Source organism: Flavobacterium sp. WC2430 (genome assembly GCF_040822075.1).
Classification (GTDB): Bacteria; Bacteroidota; Bacteroidia; order Flavobacteriales; family Flavobacteriaceae; genus Flavobacterium.
On record NZ_CP162007.1, the window covers coordinates 891,497 to 917,247 of the forward strand.

At 32.6% G+C, this 25,751-nt stretch carries 27 protein-coding genes and 1 tRNA gene; 20 read left to right on the forward strand and 8 right to left on the reverse strand.

Features of this window, described 5'->3' with window-relative positions:
- Positions 1–6: 6 nt before the first annotated feature.
- The 5 genes from AB3G36_RS03795 to AB3G36_RS03815 all read left to right on the forward strand — a co-directional run bounded on the left by AB3G36_RS03795 (position 7) and on the right by AB3G36_RS03815 (position 6,025).
- Positions 7–702 carry a hypothetical protein gene (locus AB3G36_RS03795; RefSeq protein ID WP_367756162.1) on the forward strand — a complete coding sequence of 232 codons (696 nt, stop codon included), beginning with the start codon at positions 7–9 and terminating at the stop codon, positions 700–702.
- Between the two features lie 280 nt (positions 703–982).
- Positions 983–2,041: a sensor histidine kinase gene (locus AB3G36_RS03800; protein ID WP_367756164.1), complete on the forward strand. Its 1,059-nt coding sequence runs from the start codon at positions 983–985 to the stop codon at positions 2,039–2,041.
- Positions 2,038–2,790, forward strand: coding sequence for a LytR/AlgR family response regulator transcription factor (locus tag AB3G36_RS03805; protein ID WP_367756165.1), 753 nt, complete (start codon positions 2,038–2,040; stop codon positions 2,788–2,790). Before AB3G36_RS03800 ends, AB3G36_RS03805 begins: the two co-directional genes overlap by 4 nt.
- A gap of 149 nt (positions 2,791–2,939) precedes the next feature.
- The gene (locus tag AB3G36_RS03810) at positions 2,940–5,423 is read left to right on the forward strand and encodes a TonB-dependent receptor (protein ID WP_367756167.1); all 2,484 of its coding nucleotides are present in this window, start codon (positions 2,940–2,942) and stop codon (positions 5,421–5,423) included.
- 212 nt (positions 5,424–5,635) lie between these two features.
- The gene (locus tag AB3G36_RS03815; RefSeq protein ID WP_348812123.1) at positions 5,636–6,025 is read left to right on the forward strand and encodes a Dabb family protein; all 390 of its coding nucleotides are present in this window, start codon (positions 5,636–5,638) and stop codon (positions 6,023–6,025) included.
- Positions 6,026–6,038: 13 nt separating this feature from the next.
- On the opposite strand, the gene AB3G36_RS03820 is transcribed toward AB3G36_RS03815, so the two are convergent.
- On the reverse strand, positions 6,039–6,935 hold the full coding sequence (locus AB3G36_RS03820; protein ID WP_367756170.1) for a helix-turn-helix domain-containing protein: 897 nt from the start codon (positions 6,933–6,935) through the stop codon (positions 6,039–6,041).
- A 174-nt stretch (positions 6,936–7,109) separates the two neighbouring features.
- On the opposite strand from AB3G36_RS03820, the gene AB3G36_RS03825 reads away from it, so the two are divergent.
- From AB3G36_RS03825 to AB3G36_RS03835, 3 genes are all read left to right on the forward strand, one after another.
- Positions 7,110–8,027 (forward strand): MBL fold metallo-hydrolase, encoded by a 918-nt coding sequence (locus AB3G36_RS03825; RefSeq protein WP_367756172.1) that lies wholly within the window; start codon positions 7,110–7,112, stop codon positions 8,025–8,027.
- Between the two features lie 132 nt (positions 8,028–8,159).
- On the forward strand, positions 8,160–8,567 hold the full coding sequence (locus AB3G36_RS03830; protein ID WP_367756174.1) for a putative quinol monooxygenase: 408 nt from the start codon (positions 8,160–8,162) through the stop codon (positions 8,565–8,567).
- A 98-nt stretch (positions 8,568–8,665) separates the two neighbouring features.
- The gene (locus AB3G36_RS03835) at positions 8,666–8,854 is read left to right on the forward strand and encodes a Dabb family protein (protein ID WP_367756176.1); all 189 of its coding nucleotides are present in this window, start codon (positions 8,666–8,668) and stop codon (positions 8,852–8,854) included.
- 107 nt (positions 8,855–8,961) lie between these two features.
- Here the strand turns inward: AB3G36_RS03835 and AB3G36_RS03840 are convergent, their stop codons facing one another.
- Positions 8,962–10,029 (reverse strand): SDR family oxidoreductase, encoded by a 1,068-nt coding sequence (locus AB3G36_RS03840; RefSeq protein WP_367756178.1) that lies wholly within the window; start codon positions 10,027–10,029, stop codon positions 8,962–8,964.
- Positions 10,030–10,122: 93 nt separating this feature from the next.
- Positions 10,123–10,686 (reverse strand): Crp/Fnr family transcriptional regulator, encoded by a 564-nt coding sequence (locus AB3G36_RS03845; RefSeq protein ID WP_367756180.1) that lies wholly within the window; start codon positions 10,684–10,686, stop codon positions 10,123–10,125.
- 367 nt (positions 10,687–11,053) lie between these two features.
- On the opposite strand from AB3G36_RS03845, the gene AB3G36_RS03850 reads away from it, so the two are divergent.
- Together AB3G36_RS03850 and AB3G36_RS03855 are read left to right on the forward strand one after the other, a co-directional pair.
- On the forward strand, positions 11,054–11,446 hold the full coding sequence (locus AB3G36_RS03850; RefSeq protein WP_367756182.1) for a Dabb family protein: 393 nt from the start codon (positions 11,054–11,056) through the stop codon (positions 11,444–11,446).
- Positions 11,447–11,647: 201 nt separating this feature from the next.
- Entirely contained in the window at positions 11,648–12,163 is a 516-nt protein-coding gene (locus tag AB3G36_RS03855; RefSeq protein ID WP_367756184.1) for a PepSY domain-containing protein, read from the forward strand.
- A 72-nt stretch (positions 12,164–12,235) separates the two neighbouring features.
- Here AB3G36_RS03855 and AB3G36_RS03860 read toward each other — a convergent pair whose 3' ends face one another.
- A complete protein-coding gene (locus AB3G36_RS03860; RefSeq protein WP_367756186.1) occupies positions 12,236–14,359 on the reverse strand; it encodes a Tex family protein in 2,124 nt (707 codons plus the stop codon).
- Between the two features lie 54 nt (positions 14,360–14,413).
- Here AB3G36_RS03860 and AB3G36_RS03865 point away from each other — a divergent pair, with 54 nt between their 5' ends.
- Complete coding sequence (locus tag AB3G36_RS03865) at positions 14,414–14,683, forward strand: DUF1294 domain-containing protein (protein ID WP_367756188.1); 270 nt, start codon at positions 14,414–14,416, stop codon at positions 14,681–14,683.
- Between the two features lie 76 nt (positions 14,684–14,759).
- On the opposite strand, the gene rpiB is transcribed toward AB3G36_RS03865, so the two are convergent.
- Positions 14,760–15,188, reverse strand: coding sequence for a ribose 5-phosphate isomerase B (rpiB, locus tag AB3G36_RS03870; RefSeq protein ID WP_367756190.1), 429 nt, complete (start codon positions 15,186–15,188; stop codon positions 14,760–14,762).
- Between the two features lie 695 nt (positions 15,189–15,883).
- Positions 15,884–16,123 (reverse strand): DUF2007 domain-containing protein, encoded by a 240-nt coding sequence (locus tag AB3G36_RS03875; protein ID WP_367756192.1) that lies wholly within the window; start codon positions 16,121–16,123, stop codon positions 15,884–15,886.
- A 121-nt stretch (positions 16,124–16,244) separates the two neighbouring features.
- Here AB3G36_RS03875 and rnr point away from each other — a divergent pair, with 121 nt between their 5' ends.
- From rnr to AB3G36_RS03890, 3 genes are read left to right on the forward strand one after another with little or no spacing between them, the layout of a single operon-like run.
- Positions 16,245–18,434 carry a ribonuclease R gene (gene rnr / locus AB3G36_RS03880; protein ID WP_367756194.1) on the forward strand — a complete coding sequence of 730 codons (2,190 nt, stop codon included), beginning with the start codon at positions 16,245–16,247 and terminating at the stop codon, positions 18,432–18,434.
- 7 nt (positions 18,435–18,441) lie between these two features.
- Entirely contained in the window at positions 18,442–19,113 is a 672-nt protein-coding gene (locus tag AB3G36_RS03885; protein ID WP_367756196.1) for a head GIN domain-containing protein, read from the forward strand.
- Positions 19,114–19,152: 39 nt separating this feature from the next.
- The gene (locus AB3G36_RS03890) at positions 19,153–19,836 is read left to right on the forward strand and encodes a LysE family translocator (RefSeq protein ID WP_367756198.1); all 684 of its coding nucleotides are present in this window, start codon (positions 19,153–19,155) and stop codon (positions 19,834–19,836) included.
- 487 nt (positions 19,837–20,323) lie between these two features.
- Here the strand turns inward: AB3G36_RS03890 and AB3G36_RS03895 are convergent.
- Together AB3G36_RS03895 and folB are read right to left on the reverse strand one after the other, a co-directional pair.
- A tRNA-Cys gene (locus tag AB3G36_RS03895) sits at positions 20,324–20,394 on the reverse strand.
- A gap of 70 nt (positions 20,395–20,464) precedes the next feature.
- The gene (gene folB / locus AB3G36_RS03900; RefSeq protein ID WP_367756200.1) at positions 20,465–20,824 is read right to left on the reverse strand and encodes a dihydroneopterin aldolase; all 360 of its coding nucleotides are present in this window, start codon (positions 20,822–20,824) and stop codon (positions 20,465–20,467) included.
- A gap of 101 nt (positions 20,825–20,925) precedes the next feature.
- On the opposite strand from folB, the gene AB3G36_RS03905 reads away from it, so the two are divergent.
- The 6 genes from AB3G36_RS03905 (at position 20,926) to AB3G36_RS03930 (ending at position 25,743) form a co-directional block, all read left to right on the forward strand.
- On the forward strand, positions 20,926–23,049 hold the full coding sequence (locus tag AB3G36_RS03905) for a glutamine--tRNA ligase/YqeY domain fusion protein (protein ID WP_367756202.1): 2,124 nt from the start codon (positions 20,926–20,928) through the stop codon (positions 23,047–23,049).
- Positions 23,050–23,330: 281 nt separating this feature from the next.
- The gene (locus tag AB3G36_RS03910) at positions 23,331–23,660 is read left to right on the forward strand and encodes a YtxH domain-containing protein (protein ID WP_367756204.1); all 330 of its coding nucleotides are present in this window, start codon (positions 23,331–23,333) and stop codon (positions 23,658–23,660) included.
- Between the two features lie 28 nt (positions 23,661–23,688).
- On the forward strand, positions 23,689–24,039 hold the full coding sequence (locus AB3G36_RS03915; protein WP_367756206.1) for a competence protein: 351 nt from the start codon (positions 23,689–23,691) through the stop codon (positions 24,037–24,039).
- Between the two features lie 3 nt (positions 24,040–24,042).
- Positions 24,043–24,306, forward strand: a complete 264-nt coding sequence (locus AB3G36_RS03920) for a DUF6327 family protein (RefSeq protein WP_367756208.1) — start codon at positions 24,043–24,045, stop codon at positions 24,304–24,306.
- Positions 24,307–24,351: 45 nt separating this feature from the next.
- Positions 24,352–24,747 carry a transposase DNA-binding-containing protein gene (locus AB3G36_RS03925; RefSeq protein ID WP_367756210.1) on the forward strand — a complete coding sequence of 132 codons (396 nt, stop codon included), beginning with the start codon at positions 24,352–24,354 and terminating at the stop codon, positions 24,745–24,747.
- Positions 24,748–24,789: 42 nt separating this feature from the next.
- Positions 24,790–25,743 (forward strand): IS4 family transposase, encoded by a 954-nt coding sequence (locus AB3G36_RS03930; protein WP_367756212.1) that lies wholly within the window; start codon positions 24,790–24,792, stop codon positions 25,741–25,743.
- Positions 25,744–25,751: the final 8 nt, after the last annotated feature.

A 25,751-nucleotide genomic window follows, 5' to 3' on the forward strand; every position in this document is an offset into this window, starting at 1 on the left:
TTCAAAATGAAAAAAGCACTTATATTGAGTATCCTTATTTTACAAATCACGGGACTATTTGCTCAAAAATTCACCTGGGATAAGCACGAATTTGAAGCTGTAAATACCAAAGCAGAAATCGTCAATATGGACGGTGTCCAAGTCTTAAAAGTGGAGCGTGATTTAATTGCTTTTCCTTTTGACGAAAAAAACATAGACACTTCAACGGATGGTCCTACATACGTTAAATTAACGAATGTTGACATGGAGAACGGGACGATTGAAGTTAAAATGTTAAGCCGAATCATGGAAAATTCTCCTTTTCCTGCTGCGCGCGGATTTATTGGCGTAGCATACCGCGTAAATCAAGAGAATAAAAATTTTGATGCTATTTATCTTCGTCCAAGTAATGGAAGAGCCAATGATCAATTAAAGCGCAACCACACCGTTCAATATTTTTCCTATCCAGAAAATACCTTTGGCCGATTGAGAAAAGAAGCGACCGGTTTATATGAAACCTATGCTGATATTGGTTTAAACGAATGGATTGATGTGCGTATTGAGTTTCAGGATGAAAAGGCAGTTTTGTACATCAATAACCAAAAATCGCCTTCGTTTATTGTTACTAAAATGCTGGGAACTTCTAAAGCCGGCAGTATTGCACTTTGGGTTGAAATAGGAACAGTAGGATATTTTAAAGATTTGAAAGTAACGAAGAAATGATTGATTCATAAATTCGATGATTCTTGGATAAAAAACCCGACAGTAATGTCGGGCTTTTTTATGGCTGAAAATTTGCAATTGCTTTTTATGTTTTCCACCAATTCGTTGACCAGATTAAATTTGTACTTTTCAACTATTCATCTCCATTCTTAAATCAAAACGAAGCCTTTCATTTTTTCTCAGATGAACTAAGGCTATCTGTCGATATTCTATAGGAAACTGTCGATTTGCATTTTAAGACTTAATTTATTGCGTATATTTATTTTTTAAATTGCAACAAATGAAACCTTTTTCAGTCAAAGACATTTCTATTTTTTCAAAAGCTTTGATCTTTTTAGGGCTGCTTATAGTTCAAAGTATGCCACTATATATGAATATTAGTTTTCCAATAGAATTTTGGTTAAAACAAACTTTCATGTATTTTATATGGATTTTAGTGTTTTATATCACTTATAAAATAATTATCCCAAAACTTTTATTTCAAAGTAAGAACGGCTTTTTTTTTATCGCAATATGCGCTCTAATAGTTTTGGTTTTAAACATTAGTGATACATATACCTCTTTTACAAATCTTGATGTTATTTTAAACCAGCATTTTAAATTATCCAAAAAAGACAATATGCATGGTGCTTTGATTTCAAATTTAAGCGAAATCATAATAACCTTATTAATGGTGGGTGCCAGTACTGTAATAAGTGTTGCCAAAAAACTTCAAACAGAAAACCAAGCACGCCAAAATCTGGAAAAGGAGAAAGTCATTTCGGAACTCTCTTTTCTAAAATCCCAAATCAACCCTCACTTTTTTTTTAATATCCTAAATAGTATTTACGCCTTGGCGGGTACCGAAAATAATCCTGCACGTGAAGCCATATACACTCTATCCCACATGATGCGGTATGTACTGTATGATACTAAAAACAATCTAACAACGCTACGTAAAGAAATAAGCTTTGTAGAAGATTATCTTAAATTGATGGAGTTGCGAATTACCGATAAAGTGCAGGTAATATTTGATAAACCAAAAAACATAAAAGATTTAGAAGTTGCGCCAATGCTATTTTTACCTTTTATCGAAAATGCCTATAAACACGGAATTAGCGGGATTTATCCAAGCTATATTTACATTGGAATTGAACAATCGGAAAAATCTATTCAAATTGAAGTTCGCAATTCTATATTCGAAAATCAAACACTAAGTAAAGAAGAAAGTAACGGAATTGGGCTAGTCAACACTCGCAGAAGACTCGATCTAATTTATCCTGACAAGTATGAATTGACAACCACCGAAGATCTAGTTCAAAAGGAATACTGTGTAACCTTAAAATTACAAATCTCATGATATTAAAATGTATTGCGGTTGATGATGAACCGCTGGCACTACAAATTATAGTTTCATACATAGAACAAACACCATCCTTGTCTTTAGTAGGGCAGTTTTCAAATGCTATTGAAGCTTTAAAAGCAATTCATGAGCAAGATATAGACATATTATTTCTTGACATTAGAATGCCCGACATCAATGGAATTGAACTCGCTAAAATTGTAGAACAATACCGTGTAAAAGGGAATTTAAGAATCATATTTACAACTGCTTTTGATCAATATGCGCTTGACGGCTATAAAGTAGATGCTCTTGATTATTTGCTCAAGCCTTTTAGTTTTCTTGATTTCAATAAATCGGTTGCAAAGGCGCTTGGATATTTTGAACTTATTAGAAATCCAGAACAGGAAATAAGAAAAATTAGCCCTCCTATTCCCGAAGCCGAAGTAGCTTACATTTATCTAAAATTTGAATACCAACTTGTACGAATTGCGCTAGACGATATCATTTATATTGAAAGCATGAAAGATTATGTAAAAGTGTATCGACTAAGTGAAGACAAGCCTTTGTTGTCTTTAACCAGTATGAAATCTCTTGAAGAAAAGCTGCCCTCAAATAAATTTATGCGCATTCACCGGTCTTTCATTGTGTCTTTGGACAAAATAAAATCAGCCACTAAAAATTCTGTCCAAATTGATAAAGTAACCATTACGGTAACAGATCAATACAAAGAGAATTTTATAGCATTCTTTCAAGGGTGGTCTTAAATTTTTAAAATACTAAACTTCCGTCGACGTTCTCGGTCTCTCTGTCGAATGTGCTGGTATATGTTCCTATTAAGATATTGCTTTGTACTGAATCTAAACGAATTGATTAAAACGATTCTCCGAGATTTAGAACTTAAAATATCTTAAAAATGAAAAAAATTATCCTGCTCACCGTGTTGCTTTTTTCTGCCATAGCTGTACAGTCACAAACTTTTACGGGAACACCCAGTCTAAAAGGTAAAATAACTGGTACTGTTATCGATTCGATAACAAAGGCTCCAGTAGATTATGCTTCTATAAGCATTTCTAAAATTAATTTAGACAAACCCTTAACTGGTACTTTGACCGATGCTTCTGGAACCTTTAAATTAAATGAAATTCAAGTTGGAACTTATACCCTTACCATTTCATTTATTGGCTACAAAGACAAGACTATTAAAGAAATAACTACAACTGATGCAAAATTAGATTTTGAAATTGGAACAATAGCCTTGAGTCCTGAAACGAATACTTTGAAAGAAGTGGTAATTGTGGGAACAGCACAACAGGTAGTTAATAAAATTGATAAAATCGTTTACAACGTAGAAAAAGACCTAACAGCTGGTGGTGGTAATGCTACTGATGTATTGCAAAAAGTACCTATGGTGAATGTAGATATCAATGGAAATGTATCGATTCGTGGAGATGCAAATGTACGGGTATTAATCAACGGAAAACCATCAGGAGCTACTTCTGCCAACCTTGCGGATGTGTTAAAAACAATCCCTGCTGACCAGATTAAAAACATAGAAGTGGTTACTTCGCCTTCGGCAAAATATGATGCAGAAGGATCTGCAGGAATCATAAACATTATTACTAAACAAAAAAGTACTTCGGGTGTAAGTGGATCCGTAAGTGGTGGTATTGGTACGAGACAAAATAACTTTAATGCCAATGTAAATTACAACAAAAACCGTTTTAGCCTTTCGGCAAATGTTGGATTCAATAATGGATGGCCACAAGAATCCGATTCCGAATCCAATCAAATTTTGAACAACAGTACCGCCAACAGTTTACAGACAACCAAAGGTACCAATGAAGTGCAGCGTAGTGGCGTAGTAGCATCTGTAACGGCAGGATATGATTTTAATGCTTTCAACAGTTTAAGCACAACCTTTAGATATAATGACGGAGGATTTGAACGAACAGGTACGAATGAAAATCAGTTTACTGATTATATGAATCCTTCAAATAGTACTGTTTATACGGGACAAAGCAGCGCAAAAAACTCTTTTGGAGGATTTGATTGGAACCTGAATTATGCCCGTAAATTTGCAAAGGAAGGACACGAACTTACCTTTTCATCACAATGGAGTCACAATATAGTGGAAACCAATTACCAAAATATCTACTCTGGTTTTTATACCAATCAAAAAGCAAATAATGACGGAAATAATGATGAATACACGCTTCAATTGGATTATACCTTGCCGGTAACTGAAAAATTCAAACTGGAAGCTGGAGGTAAAACCATCATCAGAAAGATTTCGAGTGATTTTCAAAATTATGTTCCTGATGCACAAAATGCATTTGTGTTTGACCCAATCAGTTCTAATTTATACAATTACGATCAGGATGTTGCGTCGCTTTATACTGTAGGAACGGTTACTTTGCCAAAAGGTTTTACTGTAATGGCAGGTGCGCGTTTTGAAAACACAGCTATCAAAGGTGATCCTACAAATGCATTGCAAACCGATTTAAGCCCATTCAAAATTGACTATGGAACATTTATTCCAAGTTTTACACTACAGAAAGCATTATCAGAATCGTCTTCTTTAAAATTAACGTACAGCAAACGTATTTCGAGACCAAGCTTTACATACCTCAACCCATTTATCAATAAATCAAATATTCAAGCACAAACACAAGGAAATCCAACCCTTGATCCTGAAGTATCACAAACCGTAGAATTTGGATACTCTACATTTTCGCAAAAGCGCACGCTAAATATTTCGGCCTATTATAAATATACATCCGATTTAATCGAAGGTATTGCAACACCTTTGTCAGACGAGACAGGAACAATCACTAATTATCAAAATATTGGAAACAATAAATCGTTTGGAATGAGTCTTTTCGGTTCGGTAAATCCGTTTAAAATATTGACTTTACGTGGAAATTTTAATGCCTTTACCTACAAACCAGACCCAACGGGATTATACAACTTGGAACAATCTTCGAATGGTACATCAATACAATATTCAGCATTCGTGAGTGGGACACTTCAATTTAAAAACGATATTTCTGCGGAAGCTTTTGTAATCCAAAATTCTTCTAAGAAAACGCTGCAAGGCACCAGTCCTGCTTTTAATTTAATGGTTTTTGGAGTCAAAAAACAGTTATGGAAAAAAACAGCATCCTTTGGATTGAACATGGTATCACCATTCAAAAAGGATTTAGAATTTAAACAAAATTCAAGTGGACAAGGCTTCAACCAAAGCAGTACTTTTAAATTTCCAATTCGTTCATTTGGAGTTACATTCAGTTATAATTTTGGCTCAATGAATTTCACTGGCGCTAAAAAGAAAGGGGTTAATAATGATGACCTTAAAGAAGGAGATCAAAACAATCAGGGAGGCGTTCCAATGAAATAAGACAATAAGACGTGGATTAACAATTCGAAAAGGTTTCAAGATACTATCTTGGAACCTTTTTTTATAGGCAAGATTTAAAAAAACATTTAAAAGAAAACGTCGATTAGAGTATTAATTGCTCTGTGTGAAGCTGTTTCAAAAAATAAAGGAGCTTTTTTGTCTTTTTTTATTTTTTAAATTTCGATATTTACCTTTTTAAAATAAGTTAAGTGATGATACGTAGAAAATTTATTGGTTTTGCAGCTCTATTTGGAGTTGCCGGTATTATGGGTTTTGGAACGCGTCCAGAGAAAAAAGCCTTGTTGCACCATGTATTTTTTTGGTTGAAGAACCCTCAATCGGAGGCTGATAAACAACAATTGATTGCCGGTTTAAAAACCTTGGCGGCAATCCCAACTATTCGTCAAATTCATGTGGGAGTCTTAGCTTCCACAGAGAAACGTGAGGTAGTTGATACCTCTTGGGATGTTTCAGAACTTATGTTTTTTGATGATGAAGCGGGTCAAAAAATATATCAAGACCATCCAATTCATCTGGCTTTTATAAAGGAATGTTCTCATTTATGGGAAAAGGTAATTGTTTATGATGCGATAGATGTATAAACTTTGAAGGTTTTTAATTCATCGTTCTGTATTTATAGGGGGAATAACCTACGCGTTGTGTGAATAATCGGGTAAAATGCTGAGGGTATTTGAAACCTATTTCATAAGCAATCTCGCTAATTGACTTATTGATATCAAAAAGCTTTTCTTTGGCTAGAGCTATTACTTTTTCCTGTATGTATTCTTGAGCTGGTTTTCCAGTTTCTTTCTTCACCAAATCTCCAAAATAATTTGCTGACAAGTGAAGTTCTTCTGCAAAATGTCGTACTGAAGGTAATCCTATCGTTTGTGGTTTATCAGATTGGAAATAGTTATTCAATAAAGTTTCGAATCTGACTAACGCATCTTTATGAATGTTTTCTCTTGTTATGAATTGTCGGTCATAAAAGCGAATACAATAATTTAAGAATAATTCAATATTGCTCACAAGTATAGATTTGCTGTGTTTATCAATTGGGTATTCTAATTCATGCTTTATTTTGTTAAAGCATTCCAAAACAATTTGTTTTTCTCTTTCAGAGACATGCAAGGCTTCATTTACATCATAGGAGAAAAAACCATAGTCTTTGATGCGTTTAGCAAGTGAAGTTCCGCGTATCAGATCAGGATGGAATGCTAAGGCCCACCCATTTGGCTGTATAGTTTTATCATCCGTTTCAAACCCCAAGACCTGTCCTGGTGCAATGAAAAGCAATGTTTCTTCTTGGTAATCATAATGTGTGCGACCATACTTGAGTTCCTCACATTTCAAGTCCTTAAAAAAAATGATATAAAGTTCTGAAACGAAACGGGTTGCTGCTATGGGTTTTGACATTGATTGATCCAGAACACTTACCTTGGGATGCAAGGTCTCTTGTCCTCGTTCAGAATTAAATTGTGTGATACTTTCTAGTTTTACTATTTCTTTCATGACTTTAAATTCAATAGAGTCAAAATTAATATAAATTCTTTTGTGCTTTTTTATTTTTATCTTTAATCAGTAATAATGGTAAGATATTCAGTGAATTATATAATTATCTGATGAAAAATTGAGAGAAATTTGCATGTCAGATAATGAAAGTATTACTAATTAACAAGAAGGATTATGAAAGCAAAAAATTGGATTTTTACAGTAGTGATTTTTTTAGTTTCAATATTAATTGTACAGGCGCAATCGTCTACAAACAGTACTCAAAGTAAAGGAGCAGAAAAGAAAGAGAAGAAATATCAAGCCCGACCAGGGAAAACACAGACTTTTGGTGCGGAGGCTTTTGAAACATCTGATAAAACCACGCTAAGATGGTTGGGTATGGCTGGCTTTTTTATCAATAGCCGCGGTACTATTTTGATGGTTGATCCACTGTTGGAAGGTTTTGATATGCCCATTTTGATAGATTTTCCGATAGCGCCAAAAGATGTCGTTCGATTAGATGCAGTATTGGTTACGCATGCCGATAATGACCATTATAGTATTCCTACCAATCGCGACCTTTTGCGCGTAACAAAAGAATATCATTCCACAATATATGTTGATTCGCTGATGAAAAATGAGGGTTTCAAATCATTTGGTCACACTATCGGTGATGAGTTTAAAATAGGACGTCTAAAGATTAAACTGACTCCGGCTGATCATGCGTACCAAAATGCTTATCCGGGCATGAGTAAGCGTGTCTTTAAAAATGAAGATGCGTGTGGATTTTGGATCGAAACACCTGATGGCACTATTTGGGCGCCAGGCGATTCTCGATTGATGAAGGAGCATCTTGAATTCCCTGCGCCAGATGCTATATTGTTTGATTTTTCAGATAGCGAGTGGCATTTCACTTTAGAAGGTGCGGTAAAAATTGCAAATGCTTATCCAAACACGCCGCTTCTGCTTAATCATTGGGGATCAGTGGATGCGCCTGATTTTGCACCGTTCAATGGTGATCCTGAGAAATTGAAAAAATTGGTGGTTAATCCACAACGTATATATGTGCTTGTTCCTGGAGAAGCATTTACACTTAAAAAGATCAAGAAGTAAAGTGAAGCACACGGATTCTTAGTATTGGTAATCTGAAAATTTATAAAGATATCCGGTATGAAAAGAGGGGAGTGAAAAGGGATCATAAGCCTTTCTTTTGAAGAAATTAAGCAAACAATAATATCAGAAACAATGAAGAATCAAGGTGTATTTTATCAAATGATAGCAATGATAATGATGACGACCCTTTTAAGCGGCAGTGCATTTGCTCAAAATAAGAATCTAGTTGTGCGTATTGCAAAACTTGAAATTGACGTGGCTCAGTTGGAAAGCTATAAAAATATACTGACAGAAGAAATGGAAACTTCGGTTCGTGTAGAACCTGGAGTATTGTCATTGTATGCGGTGTCTGATAAAGCTAATCCTTCCAGCATCACCGTATTTGAGATATATGCTAATGACGATGCTTACAATGCCCATATTCAGACGCCCCATTTTAGGAGATATAAGAGCTCAACAATGGGAATGGTCAAATCTCTAGAACTCTTAAATACAGATCCTATCGCGCTCGAGGCAAAGAAGAAGTTGCAATTGAAATAGTGTGTATTTTGTAAAAGTTAGATAGTTAGCTAGGGATTTTTGTTTTTAGTTATGATTTTGCAAAAATTTTAAGATGTTGAACGATTCGTCAAATTCATGTGGGCGTTTTAGCTTCGACCGAAAAACGGGAAGTTGTAGACACTTCTTGGGATGTTTCTGAGCTGATGTTTTTTGATGATGAAGCCGGACAAAAAATATACCAAGACCATCCAATTCATCAGGATTTTATAAAGAACTGTTCTCATTTATGGGAAAAAGTCGTGGTTTATGATGCTATAGATGTATAAATATTGAAAGAGTTGGCTGTTGCCAATACATTCAAAATATAAATAAAAAAGGGTTTTCAAGAACTAAATCTTGAAAACCCTTTTTTATGCGCACTATTTTAAGATAACTACGGAATTAATCGGTCTGTACGAAGCTGTTCAAACAAATCGTAAAATGAATCTTCCGTTCTTTGAAAGACAGGGAATCCAAGTTTACGACTTTTAGACATATCCGTCATGACTTCAATTGGTCGCCCTAAGTCAAGATCAGTATGCCACGGAGAAGCCAATTTATTTAAATCAGACTCCACAAGAGCATTTTGAATAGCAATATTTTTCCAAACCGGAGCTTCTTTTTTCATTTGTCCTTCAAGTGGATGAATCGTGCCGTCATATCCTATTGCTTCAATACCGAACGATTCCGCTAATTTTTTCCAAAGCCATTTCCAGCGAAAAAAGTCTCCATTTACGACATTAAATGCTTCATTTTTGGCCGCTTCCGTAGTAGAAGCCCAAATTAAATGCTCTGCTAATACTCTAGCATCCGTAACATCTGAAAGTCCATTCCATTGCGCTTCTGAACCTGGCCACTGAAACGGTTTTCCCGTTTCTTTGCAAATGCTAGCATACACAGCAAGGGTTGTTCCTAGATTCATTAAGTTACCCACCGCTTTCCCAATAACAGTGTGCGGACGGTGAATGCTCCATGTAAAACCATCACGTGCTGCTGCGGCATAAACTTCGTCCTCTTGTGCATAGTAAAAGTTTTCTATGTCAAGACGAGGTTGTTCTTCTCTAAATGGGGTTTCGGGTAAAAATCCTTCTTTGGCGTAAGCCTCAAAAGGTCCAAGATAATGTTTCAATCCTGTCACAAGCGCTACGTGCTGCACTGATTTTTTAGAAGATAATGCCTCTAGAAGATTTCTAACCATCAAGCTATTTACTCTTATATTTTCGGCTTCAGTATCCTGACGCATCCAACTTGTAATGTAAACATGGGTAGGAGAAACATCTTTTAAAGCTAGCTTTAAATTTTCAAGATCTAAAAGATCAGCAGCAACAGGCTGTAGATTTTCTATGTCTTTTCGTGGATTTCTGGCTAAGCCAAAAGTGATCCAGCCTCTAGCAATAAGTCTTTCTGCAAGATTATTACCTGTAATCCCTGTTGCCCCAACTATTAACGCTATATTTTTCATATTTGTGTTTTTAAATTTTGAAGTACAAAATTCGAAAACAGCCATGGAATAATATAGGACATACATCACATCTTTTTTGTGACCTATATCACATCAATGCGTTAAACGACTCAATGTCTCTCTCGAAATTCCAAGATAAGAGGCTATTAAAGTTTTAGGAATACGGTGAATCAAATCTGGATATAATTGGATAAATTGCGCATATCGTTCCTCAGAATTCTTGCTCATTAACGATAGAATCCTGCTTTGAAGTGCAATATTACCAGCGGTCATTTTTTGCAAAAAGAAGAACTCCATTTTCTGTAACTCTGCGCACAGCTTTTGCCTTTTTTCAAGAGTGATGTAATACGTTTGTGCATCTTCTAAACAATCAATATTGAGTGTGGCATTTTGATTATTATAAAATCCGTGACTATCAGTTACCCACCAATCTTCCATGGCAAATTGAAGAATATGACTCTTACCCGAGTGATCTATATAATACGATTTCAACAAACCTTTAACTACGAAATGAACATACGGAACGGGATTATCTTGCTGAACTAGATATTGATGTTTTTTATATTTTCCTATCGAAAAATGCGAAAGCACAAATAGAAATTCATCATCCGTTAATAGTACTATTTTCTCAATATGTTGTCTTAAAATTGCTTCCATTATTTGTTTTTAAAAAACGGTATAAAAATAATTAAAAAAAGGAGACTGACTACAACTCACAATTATTGGTTTTTATTTATTAAAGGGTGACTGCTTGAAGTATAACTTGCTTTTTATTTGATAAGATACAAAATAGTAGGAATAATTAGATCATAAGCAGTAGTATTAACCAACTTGATTTAACTATTTTGTTTTTGATTAAATATTCAAAACCATTCACCGCTTTTTCTGTTACTCAGCAAAATAATGCACAAAAGAAACTTTTATAAACGTAAAATCTACATTTGAATTATAGGTGTCAAATAAAGGAGCAAATTTTCTCTTTTTTATTTTAAAAATTTAGATATTTACATTTAAAAATAAATAAATGATGGTACGAAGAAGATTTATAGGATCAACAGCTTTATTGGGAATTGCTGGTATTTTTGGATTTGCAAAACGACCAATTGAAAAACCTTTATTACACCATGTGTTTTTTTGGTTAAAAAACCCCGAATCCGAAGCAGATAAACAAAAATTAATTGCTGGTCTAAAAACCTTAGCTGCTATTCCAACAATTCGTCATATCCATGTGGGAGTTTTAGCTTCTACTGAGAAACGTGAAGTAGTAGATACCTCTTGGGATGTTTCGGAACTCATGTTTTTTGATGATGAAGCGGGTCAAAAAGTATATCAGGATCACCCACTTCATTTGGCTTTTGTAAAGAATTGTTCCCATCTTTGGACCAAAGTACTTGTTTATGATTCTATTGATGTGTAACCAATGAAAATGAAATTATCATGAATGTTCTATTCTAAAAGCAGCATTACAATTGAAGTTTAAAGAATTATTTCTTGAAACCTTTCTTATAGAAAATCGTGAAGTAAATAAAACTAAAAAAAATATTTACTTGATTAAACCTTTTATAGCTTTTGAGGTCAAATAAAGAAAAATAAAAAACTATAAAAAAACCATTTACTTATGTCAAAAAAACAAAACCTTAATGCGACAATGCGCATAGTTCACCGCTATCTAGGCTTTTTCCTTGCTGGAATTATGGCTGTTTATTCCCTAAGCGGATTAGTATTAATTTTTAGAGATACTAGTTTTCTAAAACAACAAAAACAGATCGTTAAAACAGTAAAGACCAATGCTAGTGGAGAGGATTTAGGTCGTATGCTTGAGATCCGTGGTTTTAAACCAGATCGTGAAGAAGGTGACGTTGTTTATTTTAAGGATGGAACTTATAATAAAAAAACAGGAGTAGCTGACTATAAAACAGAAAGCCTTCCTGCAATTGTAGAAAAAATGACGCACCTGCATAAGGCAAGATCAGGAGAACCATTATTCTTTTTGAATGTCTTTTTTGGACTGTCTCTTTTCTTTTTTGTACTATCATCATTTTGGATGTTTATGCCAAAAACAACAATATTTAAAAAAGGACTATACTTTACCGCTGCAGGTATTGTATTAACCTTAATTTTATTATTTATATAGATTTAATTATTAATTCGATTACAGTTTTTATAAATAAAACAAAAGCCTGACAATGTTGTCAGGCTTTTGTTTTTAAATGATCATCGTCAATTGAATGCGTTTTCTATCCTCATCGACTTCAGTAACTTTTACCTGAACATGTTGGTGTAGCTTCACCACTTCGTTTACATCGCTTACAAAGCCTGCTTTGAGCTGAGAGATGTGAACTAAACCACTTTCTTTGACTCCAATATCCACAAAACAACCAAAATTGGTAATATTGTTGACAATTCCAGGTACTATCATTCCTGATTTAACGTCTTTTATCGATTTTACATTGGGATCAAATTCAAATACTTTAGCTGATTTTCTTGGGTCTAATCCTGGTTTTTCAAGCTCTTTTATAATATCTTTCAATCCTAGTAATCCTATCTCTGGTGTGATATAATTCTCTGGTTTGATTAACGCTGTTTTTTCCTTATTAGCAATTAAATCATTCACAGTCAATTTTAAATCTTTGGCCATTTTCTCTACAATTCCATACGATTCTGGATGAACAGCCGAATTATCCAATGGATTTTTAGCATTCGAAATTCGGATAAAAGCGACTCCTTGTTGGTATGCTTTTTCACCCAATCGAGGTACTTTCTTCAGTTGTTTTCTGTTTTCAAAAGGACCATTCTCCGAGCGGTAGTTCACAATGTTTTCGGCTAGCTTCTCTCCTATTCCACTCACATAACTCAACAAATGTTTACTCGCCGTATTAATGTTTATTCCGACCGAATTCACGCAACGAATTACCGTATTATCGAGTTCTTCTTTCAGTTTCGTTTGATCTACATCATGTTGGTATTGACCTACGCCAATAGCTTTTGGGTCAATTTTTACCAATTCCGCCAAAGGATCGCTCAATCTTCTCCCGATAGAAACTGAACCTCGAACCGTAACATCATAATTAGGAAACTCGTCTCTTGCAATTTTAGAAGCTGAGTATACCGAAGCACCAGCCTCAGAAACTATGAAAACTTGTACTGGTTTATCAAAAGCAATTTTCTTTATGAAGAATTCCGTTTCCCGTGAAGCAGTTCCGTTTCCTATAGAAATAGCATCAATTTTATAAGAATTCACCATCGAACGAATTTTTTTCATCGCCATCGCTTCCTCTTTTTGTGGCGCGTGCGGATAAATGGTTTCGTTGTACAACAAATCTCCTTTTTCATCTAAACACACAATTTTACAACCCGATCTAAAACCGGGATCAATGGCTAAAATTCGTTTTTCTCCTAAAGGCGGTGCTAGTAACAACTGCCCCAGATTATTAGCAAAAACTTGAATCGAATTGGCATCCGCCTTGGCTTTTGCTTCTTGCAAAGCTTCATTAGAAATCGCTGGATTCAACAATCGTTTATAACTGTCTTCAATTGCGAGTTGTACATGTGGAGTTGCTTTATTTTGCCCTTTTAAAACCAATTCATCAATAATAGCATAGGCATCATCAATATCAACGGCCACTTTAAACTTGATAAAACCTTCATTTTCGGCACGAAGCATCGCTAATAAACGGTGTGAAGGTGCTCTCGTTAAAGGCTCTGACCAATCAAAATACTGATTGAATTTTTGTGCGCCTTCTTCCTCTTTTTTAGTTTTAACAACTTTAGTTGTAATCGTCGCTTTGCGCTCGTATAAACGGCGCAATTGCTTACGAACATATATATTTTCATTAATCCATTCGGCAATTATATCACGGGCCCCTTGTAAGGCTAAATCTTCGTTAATGATAGTATCATTCAAATATTTTGCTGCAATAAAATCAACATCATCATTATTTTGTGCCATGATAATTTTAGCCAATGGCTCTAATCCACTTTCGCGAGCAACATCAGCCTTAGTTTTTTTCTTCTTTTTAAAAGGCAGGTAGAAATCTTCTAATTCTTGTAAATCAAAACTTTTATCGATTTTAGCAAACAATCCTTCGTTCATAACACCTTGCTCCATGATTGATTTTAAAATCGCCTCCTTGCGTTTTACAATCACCTCATATTCTTTTTGAAACTTGGCTATATTTTCAATTTGCACTTCATCTAGATTTCCTGTAGTGTCTTTTCGATACCTAGAAATAAATGGAATGGTACAATCTTCTTGTAAAAGTTCAACTGTTTTTTGAATGTTAATCGCTGCTGTAGCTGCAAATTTGGAGATGAATTGTATGTTGTTCATTTTAATTTTTTTCGAACAGCTAAAATAATATCTTTGAGTCTTAAATTAAGTTAAATGTCTCTTTTATTCTACTGTTTTTTGATTATAAATGGTATTACCTTTATACTAACTGGTTATGATAAATATTTAGCAAAAGCACAAAAAAGAAGAATTCCAGAGAAAACTCTTTTAAGTTTTGTAGCCTTTGGAGGCACTATTGGAGCTGGAATTGCTATGTTGATTTTTAGACATAAAACGTCAAAACCCTCTTTTTTATGGAAGTATTTTGGAATTTTAGTACTGCAACTTATAATTAGTATTGGACTTTTATTTTATATAAAATAAAAAACGAGCCTAGTTTAAAACTCAGCTCGTCTAAAATAATTGGGCCTTGGCCCGCAATTTTTTTATAAAATCCTTATTAACAAGAAATTTTATTCACTCTATTTTGGTGTCTTCCTCCTTCGAATTCAGTAGCTAGAAAAGTTTCTACAATTTCTACTGCTTGCGGAATAGAGGTAAAACGAGCAGGAATACTTACAATATTAGCATCGTTATGTAAACGTGTTAAATATGCAATCTCTTTAGTCCAACATAAACCAGCTCTCACTTTAGGATGTTTATTTACTGTCATTGCAATTCCATTTCCGCTTCCGCAAATAACGATCCCAAAATCTGCTTTTCCTTCAGTAACGTCTGTAGCTACAGGATGTCCAAAATCAGGATAATCTACACTATCTTCTGAATCTGTTCCATAATTAGTTACTTCGTGACCCTTTGCTATAAGCATTTCAACAATGGCTTTTTTATAATCTGGTCCAGCGTGATCGTTCCCTATTGAGATTTTCATTTTATATCTGTTAAGTTGTGTGCTGCAAATTTACCAAAAGATTATTGGATATTATAAATGAAGCTTTTGTTTATTTGTTAAAAAAATAAAGTCCTTTAAAAAGTATCTATTTACATGTATTATAACTATCAGATTGCTATCTATTTATGAGTTATCCACAATTTTCATAAATACATAAATCATTGATAATCAATAAATAATTCGAAAATAAAATGTTAATATTTTACATTGTTAATAGTGAAACGCAATTGCTTGATATTCAGTTAACTTTAAATTAACATTAAATGTTAATAACTTCGGATAGAATATTAGAAGTATTTTTTGGTTCTATTGAAAAAATAAGTAATCCAAAACCCACTTTTAAAAACCTAATTTAGTTTGTTGAATTTTTAGAAAAGTTATTAATACTTAAAATAGGTTTATCAACAAAAATAAAAAAAATACTTATTTACAAATTGAAATGGTTTTAGTTTATTAACTGTTGTTAATTAAAATATAGTAACTCTTTAAAACTAAAGACTTAGATAAAAATAACTATGTTAATAACTATAAATAACATACTATAACTTGATATCATAGCATTTTAAAATAAATTTATAGTAGCTATTAACATGCTATAATACCCATTAATAAATAATTTAAATTTAATTTTTCTTTTTGTTGTATTATATATGTGTTGACAACTTTCAAAAAAATTAAACAATTTTTAAATTGTTATCGTACTTCATTTCTTGAAGAATAGTTTTGACACTTGAAAAATCGTTAGGATGAATTTTAAGTTGGATTCCTCCTAAAGCGGTTGAATACATGGGTGCAAAAGAAGACATAATTTCGTTTTGAAAATAGTATTGCAATCCTTCTTGATCCAATCGATGCTTCAGTATTTCAATTTCATGAATGTAGTCAAAAACGGCGATAGTGATAAATGCTTCCATAATTTGATTCTTTGTATAAAGATACAACTATCTAGTGAAAGTTATATTTTCTTTAAAACTGACCGCTATTTTCTTATAACTGTTAACTATTTTGTAATTTTCGACTTTTAAGAAAAGATTTATGAGTAAAAGATTAAGAAAGCCGGTAAAAAAAGAGAAAGAGTTCTCTGAACAAATTATAAAAATACTATCGCAAAGTGCTAATAAAGCATTCAATTATAAACAAATAGGAGCAAAGTTGGAACTTGATGATACACAAAGTAGAAATCAAATTATTAAAGATTTAAAGATTCTTGCTTCTCAAAACAAAATTATCGAGTCGGAACCTGGAAAATATTTAATTAAAGCCGCCAGTAAAGAATATTACGAAGGTAAAATAGACATGACGGGCCGTAAAACAGCTTATTTTGTCTGTGCTGAATTAGAGGAAGATGTATTTATTCCAACGAATAATTTAAATCATGCTTTAGATAAAGACATTGTCAAAGTATATGTTTATAACCGAAGAAAAGGGAAAAGACCTGAAGGTGAGGTTATTGAAGTTATCGAACGAAATAAAACTGATTTTGTTGGAGTGATTGACATTCAAAAGAATTTCTCTTTTGTTTCAACAGCCAACCCAAAAATGTATACCGATATTTTTATTCCAAAGGATAAAATAGGAGAAGCAGAGCAAGGAGATGTTGTTTTAGTTCATATCGAAGATTGGCCTTCCAGAGCCGATAGTCCTTTTGGAAAAGTAATAAAAGTACTAGGTAAACCTGGAGAGCACGATACAGAAATTCATGCTATTTTAGCCGAATATGGTTTACCATCAGAGTTTCCTATTGAAGTAGAAACCTATGCACAAAAAATTGATACCTCAATTACTGAAACTGAAATTGCTAATCGTCGTGATATGCGTGATACACTAACATTCACCATTGATCCAAAAGATGCAAAAGATTTTGATGATGCTTTATCATTTAAAAAATTAGAAAATGGAAACTACGAAATAGGGATTCACATTGCCGATGTTTCGTATTATCTAGAAGAAGGAACCATACTAGATGATGAAGCCTATCAACGTGCTACATCAGTCTATTTAGTAGATAGGGTAGTACCTATGTTACCTGAAGTATTGTCTAATTTTGCTTGTTCATTGCGTCCACAAGAAGAAAAATATACTTTTTCAGCTGTTTTTGAAATCTCTGAGAAAAGTGAGGTTATCAACCAATGGTTTGGTCGAACAGTAATCCATTCAGATCAACGATTTGCTTATGAAGAAGCGCAATACATCATCGAAACGAAAGACGATACTATTCCGGAAGAAATTTCGATTACAGGTAGTTCATATCAAGTTTCTCCAGAAATTGTAGCAGCAACGCTTAAATTAGATGAATTAGCTAAGATTTTTAGAAGAAAAAGAATGCAAGATGGAGCTATCTCATTTGATAAAGTGGAAGTAAAATTCAATTTAAGTGAAGAAGGCGAACCAGAAGGTGTTTATTTTAAAGTGTCTAAAGATGCCAATCATTTGATTGAAGAGTTTATGCTTTTAGCCAATAAAAAAGTAGCAGAATTTATTGGAAAACAAAAGAAAACATTCATTTATAGAATACATGATGAGCCAAATGAAGATAAACTGTTTGCTATGCAAGCGCTTATTTCTAAGTTTGGTTATAAAATAGATTTTCAGCAAGGTTCTATTTCCCAAGCTTTGAACAAATTAATGGAAGATGTTAATGGTAAAAAAGAGCAAAATTTAATTGATACTTTGGCTATTCGTTCGATGAGTAAAGCCAAGTATTCAACTGATAATATTGGTCATTATGGACTAGCATTTGATTATTATTCTCATTTTACTTCACCAATTCGTCGTTATCCTGACGTTATGGTACACCGTTTGCTACAGTTTTATTTAGATGGAGCCAAATCTGCCGATGAAGAATTGTATGAAACCAAGTGTTTGCATTGTTCTACTATGGAAGGTTTAGCAACTAATGCCGAAAGGGATTCTATCAAGTACATGCAGGTAAAATACATGCAAGATCATCAAGATCAAGAGTTTTTAGGTGTAATTTCAGGAGTGACCGAATGGGGAATTTATGTTGAAATTATAGAAAACAAATGTGAAGGAATGGTGCGTATTCGGGATATAAAAGACGATTATTACACCTTTGATGAAAAACAATATGCATTGGTTGGAGCAACTTCAAATCAATTATTACAATTAGGAGACGAAATCTTCGTTAAGGTTAAAAATGCCGATTTAGTTAAAAAACAATTGGATTTTAATTTTTTAAGAAGAATTGATGAACCTGTAAAATAAACAAATTATGAAAAAAGTATTGATTTTAACTCTTGCATTAGTAGTTCAAACTACTTTTGCTCAAGTCACTAAGAACATTGGTGACTTTAATACTATTAAAGTTTTTGATAAACTGAATGTTAAATTAATTTCGTCCTCAGAAAATAAAGCAATTATTACTGGAGATAGGGAAGATGAAGTTGAGTTTGTAAATAATAATGGAGAACTTAAAATAAGAATGCCATTTCCTAAATTATTATCAGGAAATGATATTTCTATCAAATTGTATTTTAAAAATATTGATGGAATAGCAGCTAGTGAAGGTTCTTATGTTTCAAGTGATGGTGTTTTTAAAGAAACTATCTTAGATTTAAATGTTAGAGAAGGAGCAGAGATCAATTTACAATTAGATGGAACTAAAAAAGTAAATGTAAAAGCTGTTAGTGGTGGGATAATAGAATTATCCGGGACTGCTGTTAATCAAGATGTTACAATTATGTCTGGAGGTGTTTTAAAAGCCAAAGAATTAGAGACATCACAAACCTCAATAAACGTTTCTGCGGGAGGAAATGCTGAAATTAATGCTAGTGTATTAGTGGATGCAAAAGTAAAGGCTGGTGGAGCTATTTATGTGTATGGAAAACCAGAACAGATAAATAAAGAAACCCTTTTTGGTGGAAAAATTATAGAAAAAAATTAAATTGCAATCTTTTTATTCCAAAACAAATTTCAATTATTAATGGTTAACGATATTTTATCAGGTATTCCTTGGGGAATTTTCTTAAGCTTTATGATAGGTCCCGTTTTTTTTATTTTACTTGAAACAAGTATAATAAAAGGATTTAGAGCGGCTTTAGTTTTTGATTTAGGCGTGGTCTTAGGTGATATTTGTTTTATTGGAATTGCATATTTAGGTAGTTTTAGATTAATTCAAAGTTTAAAAGACAAACCTGCTCTTTTTATATTTGGAGGTATTTTAATGTTGGCTTATGGTGTTATTTCGTTCATTAGTTTACGAAAAGAAAAAAAAATAAATACTGCAGAAATTGACAAAGAAATCATTAAAAAAAATTACTTAAGTCTTTTTATAAAAGGATTCTTTTTAAACATTATTAACATTGGAGTATTAGGATTTTGGTTAGCTATTATTATTTCTGTTGGTCCAAAATTAGATATGGAAAATTCCAGAATGTTAACTTTTTTTAGTACTGTTATCATCACTTATTTATTGGTTGATTGTATTAAAATATTATTAGCTAAACAATTAAAAACGAAAATGACACCTACTAATATTCTTAAAATAAAAAAAGGAATAAGTGTAGTTCTAATGGTTTTTGGAGTAGTGTTAATAACTCAAGGCTGGTTTCCAAAAGAAAAAGAAATGGTTAAAAATGCTTTTCAAAAAATTGAAAAACACGAATAAAATTGAAAATTTAAATAAATTTACACCGCTCCAAGTGAGCGGTTTTTTTATGTTTAAAAATGGATTGAATTAAGATTTTACCATTAAGAAATTAAGAAAAGTTATGTTTTATAAATAGCTTTTATTATGTCAATAGTTTTAAAAGTATCTGAATCTCTGTGACACAATTATTAAAAAAATTAAAATTAAAAAACCTCCTCTTTCCTTGAAGGTTTTAGAGTTATAGTTTGGATTCGAACCTATGCTTTACTTAATTTTTATAAAAAATTAGACATAAAAAAAACCTCCTCTTTCCTTGAAGGTTTTAGAGTTATAGTTTGGATTCGAACCTATGCTTTACTTAATTTTTATAAAAATTAGACATAAAAAAACCTCCTCTTTCCTTGAAGGTTTTAGAGGCATCGTTTGTATTCGAACCTATGCTTTACTTAATTTTTATAAAAAATTAGACATAAAAAAAACCTCCAAGTTTCCTTGAAGGTTTCAGAGGCATCGTGCGGATTCGAACCGCAGTAGGAGCTTTTGCAGAGCCCAGCCTAGCCACTCGGCCACGACGCCATTGTTTAATGGACTGCAAAAGTAACTAAAATCTCCAAAGTTTAAAACTTTTAGTCCAAAAGTTTTGTTTTTAACTTCTATATTCTTCTAATTCTATTGTAACTGATTCTACATCACCACCAATAGGAGGGTTTAGTTTTGATACACCAAGTAGTATTCTTGAAACTTCGGGAATTTCATTAAAAACTCTCGTTATGATTCGATGACCTACATGTTCTAATAAATGGGAACGAATCTCCATTTCTTCAACTACAATTCTGTTTAATAGAACATAATCTACCGTATCCTGAAGATCATCACTGATACATGATTTTCTTAAATCGGTTTTAATTTCTAAGTCAACAGAGTAATCTGATCCAATTTTTCCTTCTTCTATCAAACAACCGTGATAAGAATAAGTGCGTATATTTTTTAGTTTAATAGTTCCCATTTTAATTTTTTATTTAATGTTAGCAGTTTACCGTTTCTTGTGTTAACTTTAAACGTTAAACCTTAAACTTTTTTTTACCTTTGCTAAAATAAAACAAAATAATGTCAACTGAAGATAAATCACTCCATTTTATAGAACAAATCATTGAGGAAAACCTAACTGATGGATTTCCAAAAGATAAACTCCGTTTCCGTTTTCCACCAGAACCTAATGGTTATTTACATATTGGTCATGCTAAATCGATCTGTTTACAATTTGGTTTAGGGTTGCGTTATAATGCACCAGTTAATCTTCGTTTTGATGATACAAATCCTGCCAAAGAGGAGCAAGAATATGTAGATGCTATCAAAGAAGATTTGCAGTGGTTGGGTTTTAATTGGGATGAAGAACATTATGCTTCTGATTATTTCCAACAATTGTATGATTGGGCAATTATCATGATTAATAAAGGGAAGGCTTATGTTGACAGTCAATCATCCGAAGATATGGCTATTCAAAAAGGAACTCCTACGCAACCAGGTGTTGATGGACCTTATAGAAATCGTTCTATCGAAGAGAATTTGACTTTATTTGAAGGAATGAAAAAAGGTGATTTTCCAGAAGGAAGTCATGTTTTACGTGCCAAAATTGATATGACTTCTACTAATATGTTAATGCGTGATCCATTAATGTATCGTATTTTACATCGTCATCATCATAGAACTGGAAACGATTGGAAAATCTATCCTATGTATGATTATGCCCATGGCGAAAGTGATTATATTGAACAAATTTCGCACTCTATTTGTACGCTAGAATTTGTAATGCATAGAGAATTATACAATTGGTTTTTAGATCAAATTTACGATGATACTAAGGTGAAACCACATCAATATGAATTTGCTCGTTTGAACTTGAATTATACTGTGATGAGCAAACGTAAGTTATTGCAATTGGTTCAAGAAAACATTGTAAGTGGTTGGGATGATCCTAGAATGCCCACTATTTCTGGTTTAAGAAGACGTGGTTATACTGCTAATTCTATTCGTAAATTTTGTGATACGATTGGTGTTGCTAAACGAGAAAATATCATTGATGTTTCTCTTTTAGAATTTTGTTTACGCGAAGATTTAAATAAAACGGCTCCTAGAGTGATGGCAGTTTTAGATCCTGTTAAAGTTATTATTACTAATTATCCAGAAGGAAAAGAAGAATCATTAGAAGCAGAAAATAATCAAGAAGATGAAACTGCAGGTTTTAGACAAGTTCCTTTTTCTAGAGAATTATATATTGAAAGAGAAGACTTTTTAGAAGTGGCTCCAGCCAAATTTTTCCGTTTAAGTTTAGGTAATGAAGTGCGTCTTAAAAATGCCTATATCATTAAAGGAGAAAGTGTTGTAAAAGATGCTGAAGGAAATATTACAGAAATTCATGTTACTTATGATACGGATTCTTTAAGTGGGAGTGGGAGTGAAGCCTCTAAAAGAAAAGTGGCGGGAACCTTGCATTGGGTTTCTATTAAACATGCTGTTCCAGCTGAAGTTCGTTTGTACGACCGTTTATTTATTGATGAAGCACCAGACAGTCATAAAGATAAAAACTTTCTTGATTTCATGAACAAAACTTCTCTTGAAACGGTTACGGGATATGTTGAACCTAGTCTAGCAACTGCTGTTAGTGGAGATAAATTCCAATTTCAACGATTGGGTTATTTCAATGTGGATAAAGATTCAACTCCTTCTAAATTAGTATTTAATAAAACAGTTGGTTTAAAAGATGCCTGGGAAGAAAAAGGAAAGAAAGAACTAAATAGTATCAATAATTCTTTAAAAGAAATCAATAAATATTTTAAAGTAGCTACTAAACCGGAACGTTTGGCTATTGAAAATAGTATTGGTGAAACCATAGCAGCGATTGCGAATTATAGTTTATTGCAAAATTCTTTCAAAAAGAATATTAACAATAACAAAGCTTCGTTGTTGTTTGCTAATTTTATTTTGAAATATTCCAATTTAAAATCAGCCGATTTTGATAAAGAAGAACTTACTAAATTATTTTTAATGTCTTTGAGAAGTGAGTCTACATTTGTACGATCTAAAACACTTTTGAATTTAAGAGACCTTGATTATGATTTAGATTTTGTAAATTCATTTAAAGAGGAGATTTTGAAACTAAAATCCAATCCAACTAAAAGTACTACCGAAAGAGAATCGGAAATTATAGACCAAGTACTTCATCAATTATAATTATCAAAAACACCTTTTTTCAAGGTGTTTTTTTATTATTGATATTATCTATGTTTTTTATAAAAAACATCAGATTTAGTGATTAAAAATAGCTTTAAAAGAACGTTTTTAAAACGTTTTTATATTTTTTTGCTCTCTCATTATGATTTATGTTTTTTTATCTCTCTAGAATCTTAATAATCGTTTTTAGCACAATTATTCCCACTTTAACGGCTTGTTAACAGCAATGTGTTAATAAAACAGCTAACTTTATAAAAAGTATAAATTTTAAAAATAGAGTTATGTCAAATAGTACAGGAAATACATTATTAGCCATTTTAACAGGTGCTGCTATTGGAGCTGGAATAGGAATCTTATTTGCTCCTGATAAAGGATCAAAAACAAGAGGAAAAATTAAATCTGGATATAATGATGCACAAAAGGATTTCAAATTTAAATTTGATGATCTTTCTAGTGAAATGAAACACAAACTTAAAAGTGCTAAATTAGATTTAGAAGAAACGTATGTTGATTTACTTTCTGATATGAGTCACAAAACGGAAGATGTTATTTCTTTTCTGGAAATAAAATTAGCCGAATTAAAAGAACAAAATGCCAAGCTTCAAAAATAAAAAGAATAGAATTTAAAAAAATCAAAATATGGCTTTTGAAGAATTAAAAGAAAATTCAGAGAATATTCAAGAACATGTTAGTAAATACTTAGAAAATAGTCTTGAGTATTATAAATTACGTAGTTTCAAGATGGCGATGAAATCGACTACAGCATTTTTAAAATTTTCATTGATTTTATTAGGGATTGCTATGGTTTTATTCTTTTGTTCCTTTGCTCTAGCTTTTGCTATTGGAAATTATTTTGATAGCTATCCTTTGGGTTTTTTAATTGTAGGAGGGATCTATTTTTTCTTTACCATGCTGTTATTTTTAATAAAAGATAAAATGATTGAAGGACCTCTTTTAGAGAAATTTTCAGAAATATTTTTTAACGACTAAATTATGGGAACAAGAAAATATTCGTCATATGCTCAGATTGATAGAGAACTAGAAATTTTAAAAATTGAGAAGGAAATAAACCTTCAAAAAATCCATTTAGAGATACAAGATGTAAAAGAGAATTTAGAGCCAAAAAACATCATGAAAAATGCTGTAAGTGGTATTGTAAGCTCATTTAGTCCAAGTATTCCAGGACCTTATGGAAAGATTATAGGATTAGCATTTCCATTTATAACAAAATGGATATTTAAAAAAAGAGGCCGTTAAGCCCTACCGTCTGGACACAAATATTTTAATTATATTTGAGAAAAAGTGCAGACTAGATATTTTGAAGATTTAAAAGACAAGCGATTGTTGAATAGAGGTAATTCTATTCTCAATCGCTTGTTTGCTAATAGTATTTATTCGATAAGACAATTAGCAGAAAGTGATTCTGAAGCCAAAGCGATTTACCGTTTTTTGCAAAATGATAATGTCAGTGAAGCCGATATTATCAATAATATGTCTTCTAATTGTAAAAAATGTGTTGTTAACAAATGTGTTTTATGCATTCAAGATACCAGCGAAATCAACCTATATAATCACAGAAATAGGATTAAGAAAGACGGATCAATTGGAATAACCAATGCTTCTGTTGGAGGACTTGGCTTTTTTATTCATCCAAGTTTTATTATAGATGCGGATACTTTAATGCCGTATGGTTTTTAAGATGTAAAAATCTGGAATAGAGGACATTAACTGCCTCCTAAAATGAAGACTCATACTCACAATCGTATACCCATTGAAGAGAAAGAGTCTTATAAATGGATCGATTCTTCTCTTGAAACAAAGAGAAGACTGAGTGAAGCAAAAGAAGTAATCATTATTCAGGACAGAGAGGGCGATATTTACGAACAATTTTGTCTTGTCCCTGACAGTAAAACACATTTGTTGATTAGATCGCGATTTAATCGGATGTTAGATAATAAAATCAAACTGTTCGATCATCTAAGTTCTCAATCACTTCAAGGAATGTACACTATTGAGCTAGAGGGAGATAAAAGAAGAAATATCCAAAAAAGAACTGCTGCTATCGAAGTGCGCTTTTCAGAAATAACAATAGGTAAACATCAATATTCAGGTAAACATCTTCCAGAGAAAATCAATCTTTATGCTATCGAGGCAAAAGAAGTGGGAGAAAATATTGAAAACCCAATACTTTGGAGATTGCTAACTACAAAGAAAGTCGAAGATTTACAAACCGCATTACTTTGTATCGAATGGTACACCTACAGATGGACTATTGAAGAAGTATTTAGAATTTTAAAGAAAGAAGGCTTCAATATAGAAGCCAGCGAATTATCTCAAGGCAAAGCAGTTCGTAAGCTATGTCTTTTGATGCTCGAAACTATTATAAAACTCTTTATCATGCAAATTGCATATGCCAGAGAAGAGGAAACTGAACCCAGAAGCTGTTTTTCAGAAGAAGAAATAGAATGTTTAGAACTGCAAATTGCACAATTAGAAGGTAAAACCGAAAAATTAAAAAACCCATATAAATCGTCAGATTTGAAGCGATATATATGGGCTATAGCAAGATTAGGTGGATGGAAAGGCTATCTCTCTGAAAGAAGACCCGGCATTACAACCTTTTGTATTGGTCTTCAGAAATTTGCCTCAATTATGCAAGGTTGGATACTTTTTAGAGATGTGTCCAGACGGTAGGGCCGTTA